The organism is Arthrobacter sp., from assembly GCF_031179985.1.
Classification (GTDB): domain Bacteria; phylum Actinomycetota; class Actinomycetes; order Actinomycetales; family Micrococcaceae; genus Arthrobacter.
Genome location: NZ_JAPSHJ010000005.1, coordinates 65,562 through 78,579 on the forward strand (window position 1 = coordinate 65,562; position 13,018 = coordinate 78,579).

The 13,018-nt window shown below is 62.8% G+C and carries 14 protein-coding genes; 8 read left to right on the forward strand and 6 right to left on the reverse strand.

Features of this window, described 5'->3' with window-relative positions:
- Positions 1–49 precede the first annotated feature (49 nt).
- From RIN13_RS03950 to RIN13_RS03970, 5 genes are all read left to right on the forward strand, one after another.
- Positions 50–559: an amino-acid N-acetyltransferase gene (locus RIN13_RS03950; protein ID WP_309106032.1), complete on the forward strand. Its 510-nt coding sequence runs from the start codon at positions 50–52 to the stop codon at positions 557–559.
- 82 nt (positions 560–641) lie between these two features.
- Positions 642–1,643 (forward strand): dihydroxyacetone kinase subunit DhaK, encoded by a 1,002-nt coding sequence (dhaK, locus tag RIN13_RS03955; RefSeq protein ID WP_309106033.1) that lies wholly within the window; start codon positions 642–644, stop codon positions 1,641–1,643.
- Positions 1,643–2,272 carry a dihydroxyacetone kinase subunit DhaL gene (dhaL, locus tag RIN13_RS03960; RefSeq protein ID WP_309106034.1) on the forward strand — a complete coding sequence of 210 codons (630 nt, stop codon included), beginning with the start codon at positions 1,643–1,645 and terminating at the stop codon, positions 2,270–2,272. The genes dhaK and dhaL overlap by 1 nt, the downstream gene beginning before the upstream one ends.
- Positions 2,269–2,973, forward strand: coding sequence for a dihydroxyacetone kinase phosphoryl donor subunit DhaM (gene dhaM / locus RIN13_RS03965; RefSeq protein WP_309106035.1), 705 nt, complete (start codon positions 2,269–2,271; stop codon positions 2,971–2,973). The genes dhaL and dhaM overlap by 4 nt, the downstream gene beginning before the upstream one ends.
- 158 nt (positions 2,974–3,131) lie before the next feature.
- The gene (locus RIN13_RS03970; RefSeq protein ID WP_309106036.1) at positions 3,132–3,602 is read left to right on the forward strand and encodes an ATP-binding protein; all 471 of its coding nucleotides are present in this window, start codon (positions 3,132–3,134) and stop codon (positions 3,600–3,602) included.
- Between the two features lie 48 nt (positions 3,603–3,650).
- Here the strand turns inward: RIN13_RS03970 and RIN13_RS03975 are convergent, their stop codons facing one another.
- Both RIN13_RS03975 and RIN13_RS03980 read right to left on the reverse strand, forming a co-directional pair.
- Entirely contained in the window at positions 3,651–4,181 is a 531-nt protein-coding gene (locus RIN13_RS03975; protein ID WP_309106037.1) for a hypothetical protein, read from the reverse strand.
- A 105-nt stretch (positions 4,182–4,286) separates the two neighbouring features.
- Positions 4,287–5,276, reverse strand: a complete 990-nt coding sequence (locus tag RIN13_RS03980; protein ID WP_309106038.1) for an A/G-specific adenine glycosylase — start codon at positions 5,274–5,276, stop codon at positions 4,287–4,289.
- A 92-nt stretch (positions 5,277–5,368) separates the two neighbouring features.
- Between RIN13_RS03980 and RIN13_RS03985 the strand changes: the two genes are divergently transcribed.
- On the forward strand, positions 5,369–6,127 hold the full coding sequence (locus tag RIN13_RS03985; RefSeq protein WP_309106039.1) for a hypothetical protein: 759 nt from the start codon (positions 5,369–5,371) through the stop codon (positions 6,125–6,127).
- 22 nt (positions 6,128–6,149) lie between these two features.
- Here RIN13_RS03985 and RIN13_RS03990 read toward each other — a convergent pair whose 3' ends face one another.
- The 3 genes from RIN13_RS03990 to disA all read right to left on the reverse strand — a co-directional run bounded on the left by RIN13_RS03990 (position 6,150) and on the right by disA (position 8,671).
- Complete coding sequence (locus RIN13_RS03990; protein WP_309106040.1) at positions 6,150–6,662, reverse strand: DUF2087 domain-containing protein; 513 nt, start codon at positions 6,660–6,662, stop codon at positions 6,150–6,152.
- 103 nt (positions 6,663–6,765) lie between these two features.
- The gene (locus RIN13_RS03995) at positions 6,766–7,467 is read right to left on the reverse strand and encodes an HNH endonuclease family protein (protein ID WP_309106041.1); all 702 of its coding nucleotides are present in this window, start codon (positions 7,465–7,467) and stop codon (positions 6,766–6,768) included.
- Positions 7,468–7,594: 127 nt separating this feature from the next.
- Entirely contained in the window at positions 7,595–8,671 is a 1,077-nt protein-coding gene (gene disA / locus RIN13_RS04000; protein WP_247041202.1) for a DNA integrity scanning diadenylate cyclase DisA, read from the reverse strand.
- Between the two features lie 342 nt (positions 8,672–9,013).
- Between disA and RIN13_RS04005 the strand changes: the two genes are divergently transcribed.
- Positions 9,014–10,627 carry a peptide chain release factor 3 gene (locus RIN13_RS04005; RefSeq protein WP_309106042.1) on the forward strand — a complete coding sequence of 538 codons (1,614 nt, stop codon included), beginning with the start codon at positions 9,014–9,016 and terminating at the stop codon, positions 10,625–10,627.
- Positions 10,628–10,636: 9 nt separating this feature from the next.
- Here the strand turns inward: RIN13_RS04005 and RIN13_RS04010 are convergent, their stop codons facing one another.
- On the reverse strand, positions 10,637–11,365 hold the full coding sequence (locus RIN13_RS04010; RefSeq protein ID WP_309106043.1) for a GntR family transcriptional regulator: 729 nt from the start codon (positions 11,363–11,365) through the stop codon (positions 10,637–10,639).
- Positions 11,366–11,540: 175 nt separating this feature from the next.
- Here RIN13_RS04010 and eat point away from each other — a divergent pair, with 175 nt between their 5' ends.
- Positions 11,541–12,977, forward strand: a complete 1,437-nt coding sequence (gene eat, locus RIN13_RS04015; protein WP_309106044.1) for an ethanolamine permease — start codon at positions 11,541–11,543, stop codon at positions 12,975–12,977.
- Positions 12,978–13,018 lie beyond the last annotated feature (41 nt).

Consider the following 13,018-nt stretch of genomic DNA (forward strand, 5'->3'; position numbering starts at 1 on the left):
GCAGAGGGGCGTCACAAGGGCATGAGTTGGCCGCCGTAAGATTAGGGCTGTGACCGAGTCCTTCCGCATCCGCCCTGCCCGCACCAGCGATGTCGCTGCCATCAAACAGCTTGTGGCGCCTCTGGCGGATCAGCGGATCCTCATGGCAAAGGAGACCGTGGCTTACTACGAGAGCCTCCAGGAGTTCCGGATCGCCGAGTCAGACGGAGGCCAGGTGATTGGCTGCGGTGCCTTGCACGTGATGTGGGAGGATCTGGCGGAAGTGCGCACTCTTGCGGCCTCCGACGCCTGGCGTGGCAGGGGAGTGGGCCACGTTCTGGTGGAGACCCTGCTGGAGGATGCGAAGGCACTGGGTGTCTCCAGGGTTTTTTGCCTCACGTTCGAAGTGGATTTCTTCAAACGCCATGGTTTCGAGGTCATGCCCGACCAGACGGCTGTCGATCCCGTCGTTTATTCCGAACTCCTGCGCTCGCATGACGAAGGTGTCGCAGAATTCCTGGACCTTGCCCGGGTTAAGCCCAATACCCTCGGCAACACCCGGATGATCAAGGTTCTCTAGCCACGGCGCAAGTGCTACCGCGGGACCGCTCCCCGGTAGTAGGGTCAGAGCGAACCGGCAGATCCATCTAAGGAGCACAGCCATGAAAAAGCTCATCAACGATCCCCGTGCAGTCGTGGACGAATCCGTAGAGGGATTCGGCCTGGCGCACGCTGACATCGTAGCCGTCTCGACCGAACCGAAGTTCATTACACGCAGGGACGCTCCCGTTGCCGGCAAGGTGGGACTCGTCTCCGGCGGAGGCAGCGGCCATGAACCCCTGCATGGCGGTTTCGTGGGACTCGGCATGCTCGACGCCGCAGTTCCGGGGGCTGTATTTACGTCGCCGACACCCGACCAGATTATTCCGGCAACGCTGGCAGCCAACTCCGGCGCCGGCGTCGTCCATATTGTGAAGAACTACACCGGGGACCTCCTCAACTTCGAAACTGCAGCGGAGATGGCGCAGGTCGAAGGCGTGGAGGTTCGAACGGTGCTGGTCAACGATGACGTCGCCGTCGAAGATTCGTTGTACACGGCAGGGCGCAGGGGCGTCGGCGGCACAGTCCTCGTGGAAAAGATTGCCGGAGCGGCTGCCGAACGCGGTGACAACCTCGAGGCCGTCGCTGCCATCGGCCAGCGCGTCAACAGCAACGTCCGCAGCATGGGAGTGGCTTTGACTGCATGTACGGTGCCTCACGCGGGAGGTCCGAGCTTCGATCTCGAAGAGAATGAGATCGAGATCGGCATCGGCATCCACGGCGAACCCGGCAGGCACAAGATTCCCATGGAAAACGCGGATGGCATCACGGACAGGTTGCTTGAACCAATCCTCTCTGATTTGGGTCTCGATGCCGGGGAGCGGGTCCTGTTGTTCGTCAATGGGATGGGCGGCACCCCCCAAAGCGAGCTTTACATCGTGTACCGGCGGGCAGTCCAGGTCCTGAAGGAGCGCGGGATCATGGTGGAACGCTCCCTGGTTGGCAACTACATCACTTCGCTGGAAATGCAGGGCTGCTCCGTGTCGGTGCTCCGCCTTGACGATGAAATGACGGCGCTCTGGGACGCACCCGTCCACACGGCAGCCTTGCGGTGGGGGATCTGATGGCCCTGGACGTCACGTGGGCTGTGAAATGGCTGACCATGTGCGCACAGGCGATGGCCGAGCACCGGCTCGAGCTGATCGAACTGGACCGCGCCATCGGCGATTCCGATCACGGCGAGAACATGGACAGGGGGTTCCAGGCCGTTCTGGACAAGCTGGCTGAATCCCAGCCGGAGACGCCCGGCGCCGCCCTGAAACTGACTGCGATGTCCCTGATGTCAAAAGTGGGTGGGGCAGCGGGGCCCCTTTACGGGACCGCGTTCCTTCGCGCCGCAACAACTTTGGGGGACGCTCCTGACATCAGCCCTGCGGCTCTCGCGCAGGCGCTGGAAGCGGCACGGGACGGCGTAGTGGCACGCGGGAAGGCAGAGCCCGGAGACAAGACCATGGTGGACGCCTGGACACCCGCCGTCGAGGCAGCGGGGGCAGCCTCGGCCGCTGGCGCCAACGTTCTCGCTGTTCTGGTGGCCGCAGCCGAGGCTGCGGAGGAAGGTGCTGCGGCAACAGATCCGCTGATTGCGAGGAAGGGCCGGGCCAGCTATCTGGGAGAACGCAGCATCGGCCACCGCGATCCGGGAGCCGTTTCCACTGCCCTGATTCTTCGTGCGGCGGCAGGGGCCGCGGCGTGACTGTCCGGCTGGTCGTGGTGTCCCATAGCGAAAAAATTGCCGACGGCGCGGTGGAGCTTGCCGCTCAAATGGCTCCCGACGTCGTTATTCTCCCCGCCGGGGGAACTGATGACGGCCGGATCGGAACGAGCATGGAAAAGGTGATGGCGGCACTCGCCGAAGCCGCAGACGGCGACGGCATTGTGATCCTCACGGACCTGGGCTCGGCCGTGATGACTGCTGAGGCGGCCATCGAGTTTTCCGGTGACCCCGATTCAGTGGTGCTTGCCGATGCGCCGCTGATCGAGGGGCTCATCGCCGCCGCTGTGGCTGCCCAGACAGGTGCCGATCTGCGGACGGTGCAGAAGGCTGCGGAAGCTGTCCGGGGTGCTCTCGGGCAGGGACGGGACGAGCCTGTAAGCGTCAATGAAGAGTCCCGCACCCAGCACGCGGCGGACTGGCAACCGGAGGTCAGTGAGAGTTTTGAGCTCGTCAACGAAGCGGGGCTGCACGCAAGGCCCGCTGCCAAGATCGCCGGCGGTCTCGCCGGGATGGATGCCGACGTCACCATCAACGGCGTCGACGGCGCTTCCATGACCGGCCTGATGACCCTCGCGGCGGGCAAAGGTTCGGTGCTTCGCGTCGAGGCCAATGGTCCGGATGCGGCTAAAGCTGTGCGCTATATACAGGGGCTGGTGCAGTCCGGGTTCGGCGAATCCTGAATACTTGCACTCTTGAGGAGAATTTGCGGAACTCCTGCCATAAGCCGACCCGGTTCTTGAGTGTCCCGGCGCAGTCTGGGGATATGAGCCTTTGGGGCCCGGCGAGGGGGCCGGCCCCAAAGGCCGCCAAAGGACCAGAGCAGCGGGGGGCCGACGCCATGACCACTACATCGGAAGAAGAAATCAAAGCCGTGCACGGTGTTCTCACCGACCCGCGGCCGCTGGATTTTCAAGCCCTTGGTCTCGCAGGGTGCATTGACAGACTGGCAACTCCACTGCGGGGGCAGGGAACCAGGCTGCACTGGGAAACACCTCACCACGGAGTTGAGATCGATGCCCGTTCTGCGTCGCTGCTCTACCGGGCCGCCCAGGAAACTCTGAGCAACACTTACAAATATGCCCACGCAACGGATGTCACCATCCGGCTTGACGCTGTGTACCACGGTATCCGGCTGGTCATCTCAGATAACGGGACCGGCTTCGACTGCAAAAAGGCGGTCCGGGGCAGGCTGCACGGATTCGGGCTGCGCCTGATGTGCGCCGCAGTGACGGGGGCAGGCGGCAGCAGCGTAGTGGACTCCAATCCGGGTGCCGGCACCAAGGTCACCATCACGCTCCCGCTGGACTGATCTCAAGGGCTGCGTTCCCGGACTGGCTCCCCCTGGACTGAGTGGCTGTCAGCCGGCAGGTATGTCCGGCTCGATGCTCTGGTTCAGGCCCGACTGGCGCAGGCCATCGGCGTCGAGAATGAGGGAAGCACCGAGGAACTTTCCGCACTGCTGGCCAAAGGGATAGTCACTAGTCGGGGTGAACGTCAGAGAGCGCTGGGGCAACGGAGCACCATTGGGGGATGTTCCGGTCAGGGAAGCGTCAATCGGGGACTCCGTCAGAACGTCCAGCATGAGCATTCCCACCAGGGTGCCGTCAGGCACTGAAGTGGCCGAGCAGGAATCGTCCGGCCCATCGCCCGTGCAGCCCTGATCAACGGAGACAGTTCCCGGCATGAGTTCGAGGTCCGCTTCCTTGCAGACGCCGTCCTGGCAAGCTTTGAGATGGACGCTTTTCACTGAGGGCACATAGCTGCGCTCTACCCTAAGGGAGACAGCCGACGCCTGAGCGATCGCCGGGCACGGCTGCTCATAAAAGTGGCAGCCCGAGGTCAGAACTGCCGTCGCCCCGAGAGCAAGGAACCCGTACAGGATGCGCATACTTCAGGGTAAATCTGCGGATGCAGGGAGCATACGGAAGCGGACGAAGTGGGACCTACATCGTTACCTTCCGAATGCCTCAGCCTTCCGACTCAGCCCGCTCACTCAGCCCGGGAGCTGGAAGCCGGCCGGGTGGAGCTCAGCGAGACCGTCATTGAGAAGCCCCGCCAGTGCACGCTCCAACTGCTCAGGTGCACAGTTGAGGCGATGAAGGGCAGCAAGCGGGACTCCTATTCCATCCGGTTCGAACCCCAGATCGGCAGGAGCCTGCGAAAAGAATTCGGGGGCCACTGGAGCATCCGCGGCCCGGAGGACGGCCATGACTGCGCCCCGGACCTGCCGGTCTGTCCCGTGCCAGGACTGGCCCTTGGGGATGTACGACGGCGGCGGCTCACCTGCCGCCAGCCACTCACAGGATTCGCGGACGGGACAATCACTGCACCTGGGTGAACGGGCTGTGCAGACGAGGGCGCCCAGTTCCATTACCGAGGCGTTCCAGCGGACGGATGCGTCGTCGTCGGTTGGAAGCAGCTGTTCGGCAAGCCTCATCTCCGCGGCGGTCAAAGCGGGCGATGGCAAGGCTGCACCGGAAACGAGCCGGGCGTGAACGCGGCGGATATTGGTATCCACCACGGTCTCCCGCTTCCCGAAGGCAAACGCCGCCACCGCAGCGGCTGTATAGCTGCCCACCCCCGGAAGTTCGAGGAGCTCAGCGTACGTCCGAGGCACGCTTCCCCCATGATTGTGGGTTATGTCGACGGCGGCCGCGTGGAGCCTGAGTGCCCGCCGGGGGTAACCAAGGCGTCCCCAGTGCCTGACCGCTTCACCGGCAGCATCTCTTGCCAGGTCCGCCGGCGAGGGCCAACGGTCGAGCCATTCTTTCCAGACTGGCAAAACCCGGACCACCGGAGTCTGCTGCAGCATGATCTCGCTGACCAGGACACCCCAGGGACTGCAGGCGGGATCTCGCCACGGGAGTGTGCGCGCTGTCTCCTCGAACCAGTCGTCCAGCGCCCTGTGGAGCTTTTTGAGGGCCGGGCCAGGAGGAATGAGCGGCGGAATGGCGGAGGGATCTGTTGGAGCTTTGATTCCCATACTTTAGTGGATGGCGGCCCGGTGCCGGAAAGGGACGGGCGGGCGGCGTGGTGGGTCCTCATCCGTGCCGTTGGTTCTCTAGCCTAGAAGATATGGTCAGGCAAGGCAGCACAGGAAACAACGGTTCAAGGCAGGCGACGTCCTCCGGCAGGAAACCCACGAGCAGTTCAAACGGCGCTTCCAGGGGAAGGTCGGCGGGACCGTCTCGCGGCAGGTCCGGGGGCAAGTCTGTCAGTGCCGTGTACCGCCGTCGCCGTCTGTTCGTTGGGGTCACTTTGCTTATGGTGCTGGCCATGGGCTTCGGAGGTTTTGCAGCAGTGTCAGGGATGCTGAACGGAGACCAGGAGCATGTTTCTTCCACGGATGGCGGCAACGCTGATGGCGGATCAGATGCCTCTCCGCAGCCAACCGCCGGTCGGGACAATTCCGCCGCAGCGCCCGGCTCCCCGCCTGCGACTCCGAGTTGCGACGAGAGCCTGGTGACAGTTACGGCCTCAACTGACAAGCCCGTGTATGGCGATGGCGAAAACCCGTTGCTGAGCCTGAAAGTCACCAATGGCGGTGAGCTGCCCTGCGACGTCAACATCGGAACTTCGCAGATGGAGTTCCTGGTGACCAGTGGTTCGGACCGGATCTTCTCCTCCCTTGACTGCCAGGCCAACAGCGAGGACCTGATAAAGACCATCGCTCCCGGGAAGAGCGAAACCGCCAACTTCCCCTGGCCACGTAACCGCAGTGTGCCGGGCTGTTCGGCTGTCTCGGCTAAGCCCGGTGCCGGTGGCGCCTACTACGTCTTCACCGCCAAGCTCGGGGCCAGGACCAGCCCCAAGGCAGTTTTCCAGCTGGGCTAGGTGTACTGCCCAGCTCGGGCCGCTAATCTTGGTCGCCGGGAGGCGTTGGGGCCAAGGAATACTCGGAGCCTGACGCTGTCCGGACGAGCCAGCCGCCGTCGACGAGGTATCGCCGCAGCAGGACGTAGTCGTCCGCGATTTCCTTCAACCGCTCGTTGATTGCCTTTTCGCTCAGGACTTCCCCGCCGCTGATGACCTTTGAGCAGGCCCAGGCAAGCACTTCATCCCGATGCCTCGCTCTGGTGGGAAACGTTTCTATCCTGCCCTTGGCGAGAAAGCGCTCCACTCCGGTAGCGCCGCCGGGTTCTCTAGCCGAATCGAGAATGTCCTTCAAAAAGGAAGAGTTGAAGGCTTCGTTCTCGCTCCGAAACAGGCCTGATTTCACAAGGCGGTCCCGTGCTTTCCTTCGCTGTCCCTCGGTAAGGGAACGGCCTGATCGGGCCGCTTCTTCGACAATGAGTTCCGCGGCGGCCAGCCGCAGGTTGTCATTGGCGAGGACGGACAGCACGCCTTTCCACTGTTGAGGGTCGTTCAAAATTCTCCTCTTTCGCCACTTTCTTTTCTCCATTCTGGACCCCCGAACGGAGAGGTGGGGACGGGCCAGTTATCTCACCGATAAGGGGCGGCATTGCCAGCTGCTACCTGCAGGCGGCGAGAATTCCGGCGATAGCGTCGCGTTCCGGCTGGGTGACCCACAGCTGGTACTTGGCCTTCACAGCCGTCTGGCGCGCCACGTACTCACAACGGAACGCCTTGTTGCCTGGCAGCCAGCTGGCGGCGTCTTTATCGCCCTTGCTCATGTTCGCGGTGCCATCGGCGGCCATGAGGTTCAGTGGATCGTTGGCGAACTGCCGTCGCTGTTCTTCGCCGATCTGCTGGGCTCCTGTCTGCCAGGCCAGGGACAGCGGAATGATGTGGTCGATCTGGACTTCGGAGCTGGTGTCGGCACCGCGGACGAAGCTGATGGTGGTGCCGGTGTACTTGTCCGCAAGCTTTCCGGTCAGCACTATGCAGTTGTGCGTGCCTGGCTTGAACGTCTCACCTTCGAGGTCCCTTGCGAGGATATCGTTGCGGGTATCACAGCCGTTATGGTCGACGTCGGCCCATGCGGCACCGAACTCCTCCCGGCTGTAGCCGGTTTTGGGGGCGCGGCCCTTTACCGGGATGGTTGCGAGTTGCTCAAGTGCGGCGGCAGCCTCGCCGGCCGCTGAAGGTCCGTGAGTGGCCCCGGCCTGGGTTGAAGGCCCCGCTTCCTGAATCTCCTCCACCGCATCGGCGACGGCGGTGTTAACCGCGCCGCATCCCGCGAGCCCTCCGCTCAACAGAACAGCGGTCAGCAAGGTCAGGGCTTTAGCAGTGCGGTGTGCGATTGTTCTGTCTTTCTACAAGCATGGGGAGGGCAAAGACACCCTACCTGCTGCGCACGCCGCAGACCGGGAGGCCGAAGGCAAGGAGCGGTGGCGTTATTTACAGGAAGCGGTCCAGCAGGCTGGCTTCTGCCATGCGGCTCAAGCCCTCGCGCACTGTCCGGGCACGCTGATCGCCAATACCGTCCACGGTCATGAGGTCGTCGATGGTGGCAGCCATCAGGTTCTGGAGCCCGCCGAAGTGGTCCACCAGTCGGTCTGCCACCGCTTTCGGGACAGCTTTCAGTCCCGAAAGGAGCCGGTAACCACGGGGCTGGACGACGGCGTCGAGCGTTTCCACACCACCGGCAAAGCCGATGATGTGGGCGATCTTACCCAGATCGATCAGTTCAGTGGGCCCAAGACTGACCAGGGCGTTGACGGCACCGTCAATGTCTTCAGGCGAAGCGTCCGGCCCCGCGTAATCGCGGATAATCACGTCACTGCCCGGACCGCGGCCCACGGTGAGTTCATCGAGCTGGAGGGACAGCAGACGGCCGTCTTCGCCCAACTCCAGCACATACTGCGAGATCTCCTCAGAGATGCGCCGTACCATTTCCTGGCGCTGCAGCGTAACGGCAACGTCCCTGACCGTGACCATGGCTTCAATCTCCAGGGCGGACAGTGAACTGGTGACCTGGTCCAAACGGGAACGGTACCGCTCCAGGGTTGCCAGGGCCTGGTTGGCGCGGGCCAGGACCTTCTCTGAGCCTTCCAGGACATGGCGCAGGCCGTTCACGTACAGGGCAATGATCTGCATGGACTGGCTGACCGAAATGACGGGAACACCGGTCTGGATGGCCACGCGCTCGGCGGTCCTGTGTCGGGTGCCCGATTCCTGGGTTTCGATACTGGAATCCGGAACAAGCTGGACGGCGGCGCGGAGGATGTTGCCTGCATCCTTATCGCAAATGATTGCGCCGTCCATCTTGGCCAGCTCCCGCAGGCGGGTGGGGGAAAAGTCGATGCCGATATCGAAACCGCCTGAGCAGATGGATTCGATGGTCCTGTCAGAGCCCAAAACGATGAGGGCGCCCGTGCGTCCGCGCAGGATGCGTTCGAGTCCGTCCCGCAGCGCTGTTCCGGGAGCCACTCTGCCCAGAGTCGCCTTGAGTGAATCTTCAGGGCTCCGAGCCATAGATTTTTCCCTTCAAAGGTGCGGGCCGCTGCCCGCAGGTATGCCGGTTTTCGACGAGCTCCGACAGGATAAAAAGTACTCGTTTTCCCGCAAGCACCATGATAAAGGTAAAGCCGACCAATATCCGCACAGGCAAGCCTTAAAGTGCCTCATTTACTCTCGTCGGAAACGGCCAGGCAGGTGCATCCGGGGACACTTCACTCAGGGCCGTTTTAGACCGCCCATCAGCGTCCCCGGGTGGGCTGCGATAAACTTGGGAACCGGACTGCACCACCGTGTGCACCACGCACCCGGCTCCCAGATCCCCTCCGCGTTCCCCTTGACTGCAGCGAAAGTAGCACCGTGTCCCAAGAAGTCCTCAGCCCCGCCAGAGTCCACGAGATTCACAAGCAGGCGGCCCGGCGTCGGACGTTCGCTGTTATTTCCCACCCCGACGCCGGCAAGTCGACGCTCACCGAGGCGCTTGCCCTGCATGCCAAAGTAATCGGAACCGCCGGGGCCTCCAGCGGCAAGGCCAACCGCAAGGAAACGGTCTCGGACTGGATGCAGATGGAGAAGGACCGCGGTATTTCCATCAGCTCCGCAGCCCTCCAGTTCTCCTACCGGGACACGGTCATCAATCTCCTGGACACCCCCGGCCACGCCGACTTCTCCGAAGACACCTACCGGGTTTTGGCCGCCGTCGACTGCGCTGTGATGCTCATTGACGCGGCGAAGGGCCTGGAAACGCAAACCATGAAACTCTTTGAGGTCTGCAAGCAGCGCAACCTGCCCATCATCACGGTTATCAACAAATGGGACCGTCCGGGCCTGGATGCCTTGGCCCTGATGGACGAAATCACCGAACGTACAGGGCTGCTTCCCATGCCCCTGACGTGGGCTGTAGGCATCTCCGGCGACTTCCGTGGGGTGTGGGATCTCCGCAACGACCGGTTCGCGCAGTTCAAGCGCAACAACGCCGGCGCGAATATCGCCCTCACCGAATACTTCACCCCGGAAGAGGCCGCTGCCAGCCAAGGCAACGACTGGGACAACGCCGTGGATGAGGCGGGTCTCGTGATCGAATCGAACCTGGAGTTCGACGTCGACAGCTTCCACGCGGGCAAGGCAACCCCCATCCTCTTCAGCTCGGCCGCGCTCAACTTCGGCGTCAAGGAAATCCTCGACGCCCTCGTGGACTTCGCTCCTCCGGCAGCGCCGCGTCCGGACGTGGACGGTGCGCCCCGGGCCGTTGACGCTCCTTTCGCAGGCTTCGTTTTCAAAGTCCAGGCCGGCATGAACAAGGCGCATCGGGACCACGTTGCCTTCATCCGGGTGTGCTCGGGGGTCTTTGAGCGCGGAATGGTGGTCACGCAGACGCGTACGGGCAAATCATTCGCGACGAAGTACGCCCAGCAGGTGTTCGGCCGGGAACGCGAAGTGATTGACGAGGCCTACCCGGGCGATGTTGTTGGTCTTGTAAACGCGTCATCGCTGCGGGTGGGAGACAGCCTGTTCCTGGAGCAGCCCGTCGAGTTCCCCGCCATCCCGCTGTTTGCGCCCGAGCACTTCCAGGTTGCCAGGTCCAAGGATCCCAGCCGCTTCAAACAGTTCCGGCGGGGCATCGAGCAGCTTGAACACGAGGGCGTCATCCAGGTGTTGCGTTCCGACATCCGCGGGGACCAGGCGCCGGTGCTGGCCGCCGTCGGCCCCATGCAGTTTGAAGTGGTGGAGGACCGCATGGCGCATGACTTCAGTGCACCCATGCGCCTTGAACGGCTTCCGTATTCAATAGCCAGGATCTCGACGGCGGATGCCATGCCTGCGCTGGCCAACGTCCCCGGCGCTGAGGTGCTGCTGCGTTCCGACGGCGAATACCTCGCCTTGTTCAACGACGTCTGGGCGCTCCGGCGGATCGAGAAGAACCTTCCCGGGCTGACCCTGGTTCCCATCGGAACGCATAACCCCGCCAAGTAGCAGCCCGCTTTATTCTTCCCCTGGGCCCAGGAATCCGTGCAGCAGGGAAGCCGTGCCCAGCAGGTGGTCTTCCATGGCCCGCCGCGCTTCCTCATCATCACCGCGCAGGATGGCGTCCACAATCCGCTGGTGCTGGCGGTTGGAGTGTTCCAGGTTAGGCTCCAGAAAAGGGATGCGGTCCAACAGGTCATTGATCCGGGCACGTACATCGGCCACCGCGGCTGCCAGGCTCGGGGACCCGGCGAGTTCGGCTACAGCGACGTGGAAGCGCGCATCCTTGGGCCTGTAAAGCTCGGCTGGGGCGGTGGCTACGTCCGCCAAAGAGTCCAGCAGATGCCGGCGTTCCCGCGGGGAGAGCTTGGCTCTGGCAGCAAGTGAAGCCGCGGCCGGTTCCAGTACGGTTCTGAAAGCGAGGGCATCGTCCACTTCGGCCGGGTCCAGGGCGGTGCCCTCGCCGCGACCGGCGGGCAGTTTCAGGGCAACATAAGTCCCGCCGTAGCGGCCGCGCTGAACCTCCACGTACCCGGCCTTTTGGAGTTCGGCCAGAGCCTCACGCAGAGTTGCACGGGAAACACCGAGCTGCTCGGAAAGCTCACGCTCAGCAGGCAGTTTGTCGCCGGCGGCAAACAGGCCCAGTTTGATGGTTTGAAGGAGTCGTTCGATGGTTTCTTCAAAGGCGTTTCCATGCCTGACAGGCCGAAGCAGGGACGCTGGGTTGTCGAACGGCACCTGTTCCATTCCTCCATCCTAAACTGATGGGAAAAGTACCAATAAGCGGCGGCGCCGACGCCCGGCACAATGGGAAAAAAAGAAAAAGCTTGACTCCCGCGGTGACCTCTACCACACTTGGGCAGGAGCCAGTGGACTAAAAATAGTCCATTGAAACCATGGTCCCTCGAAAGAAGGAAACAGGATGCCAGCCTCCAGCGCGGATTCACTTAAGGACGACGACGGGTACCTGAAACACAGGCAGCTGAAACGGGGTGCAGCGGGCTGGATTCTCTTGGCGGGGCTCGGCGTCGCCTACGTGATTTCGGGGGACTTCGCTGGCTGGAACCTTGGGTTGGCCCAAGGCGGGTGGGGTGGCCTCCTCATCGCATTCGTACTGATGGGAATCATGTACGGGTGCATGGTCTTCGGCTTGGCCGAACTGTCCTCCACCCTCCCCACCGCCGGCGCCGGCTATGGCTTCGCCCGCAGGGCATTGGGTCCGCTGGGAGGCTTCGCGACCGGAATGGCAGTGCTGATTGAGTACGCCGTGGCTCCTGCCGCCATCGCGATCTTTATCGGCGGCTATGTGGAGGCGCTGGGGCTCTTCGGCCTTACCAACTCCTGGCCCGTGTATCTCGTGACGTATGCGATCTTCGTGGGCATCCATCTCCGGGGTGTTGGCGAGGCCCTGAAGCTGATCTTCGGCATCACGGCTGTAGCGGTGGTGGCCCTCTTCGCAGTGGTGGTTGGTCTCATCCCGCACTTCGACGCAGCTAACCTCTTTGACATTGTTCCCAATGGCTCACCGGCGTCCAGCGCCTTCCTGCCGATGGGAATCAGCGGAATTGTTGGTGCACTGGTTTACGGGATCTGGTTCTTCCTGGCTGTCGAGGGCGTCCCGCTGGCAGCAGAGGAAACCGCGGACCCGAAGAAGGACATGCCCCGCGGAATCATTGCGGCAATGGCGATCCTGGTGGTCTTCGGTGCCCTGATGTTGGTGCTTGTCCCTGGCGCCGCCGGTTCCACGGCCATGAGCACATCAAACAATCCGCTGCCGGAGGCTCTTCGCCTTGCGTACGGCGGTAACACGTTCCTGGCCGACTTCGTGAACTATGCAGGCCTCGCCGGGCTGGTGGCCAGCTTCTTCTCCATCATCTACGCCTATTCTCGGCAGATGTTCGCACTCTCAAGGGCTGGCTATTTGCCGAAGTGGCTATCCCTGACAGGCAAGAGGCACACACCCTACCTGGCGCTCATTGTGCCGGGTACCATCGGCTTCACTCTGGCAGCAGCCACCGGCAACGGCGCCCTGCTGATCAACATTGCAGTCTTCGGCGCCACAGTCTCCTACGTGCTGCTGAACCTGTCCCACATAGTGCTGCGCATAAAGGAACCTGACCTGCAGCGCGGCTACCGCACCCCAGGTGGCATCTGGACCACCTCGGTCGCGTTGGTGCTGGCGCTTGTGGCGGTCGTGGCCACGTTCGTCGTCGACGTCTTTGCCGCAACCATTACCGCAGCAATTTTCGGGGCGGCACTGCTCTACTACTGGTTCTACAGCCGCCACCACATCGTCGCCGGTGCCCCCGAAGAAGAGTTCGCACATCTGGCAGCGGCGGAGGCCGAACTTCAGCACTGACAACTCGGGTGAGACCGTGGGCCCAGGTTCCCGGTCCCCTA

What these genes read in the sequence shown, in the direction of transcription:
- dhaK (WP_309106033.1), top strand. Translation starts at nt 642, where the DNA reads ATGAAAAAGCTCATCAACGATCCCCGTGCAGTCGTGGACGAATCCGTA.
- dhaL (WP_309106034.1), top strand. Translation starts at nt 1,643, where the DNA reads ATGGCCCTGGACGTCACGTGGGCTGTGAAATGGCTGACCATGTGCGCA.
- RIN13_RS03970 (WP_309106036.1), top strand. Translation starts at nt 3,132, where the DNA reads ATGACCACTACATCGGAAGAAGAAATCAAAGCCGTGCACGGTGTTCTC.
- RIN13_RS03975 (WP_309106037.1), bottom strand. Translation starts at nt 4,181, where the DNA reads ATGCGCATCCTGTACGGGTTCCTTGCTCTCGGGGCGACGGCAGTTCTG.
- RIN13_RS03980 (WP_309106038.1), bottom strand. Translation starts at nt 5,276, where the DNA reads ATGGGAATCAAAGCTCCAACAGATCCCTCCGCCATTCCGCCGCTCATT.
- RIN13_RS03985 (WP_309106039.1), top strand. Translation starts at nt 5,369, where the DNA reads ATGGTCAGGCAAGGCAGCACAGGAAACAACGGTTCAAGGCAGGCGACG.
- disA (WP_247041202.1), bottom strand. Translation starts at nt 8,671, where the DNA reads ATGGCTCGGAGCCCTGAAGATTCACTCAAGGCGACTCTGGGCAGAGTG.
- RIN13_RS04010 (WP_309106043.1), bottom strand. Translation starts at nt 11,365, where the DNA reads ATGGAACAGGTGCCGTTCGACAACCCAGCGTCCCTGCTTCGGCCTGTC.
- eat (WP_309106044.1), top strand. Translation starts at nt 11,541, where the DNA reads ATGCCAGCCTCCAGCGCGGATTCACTTAAGGACGACGACGGGTACCTG.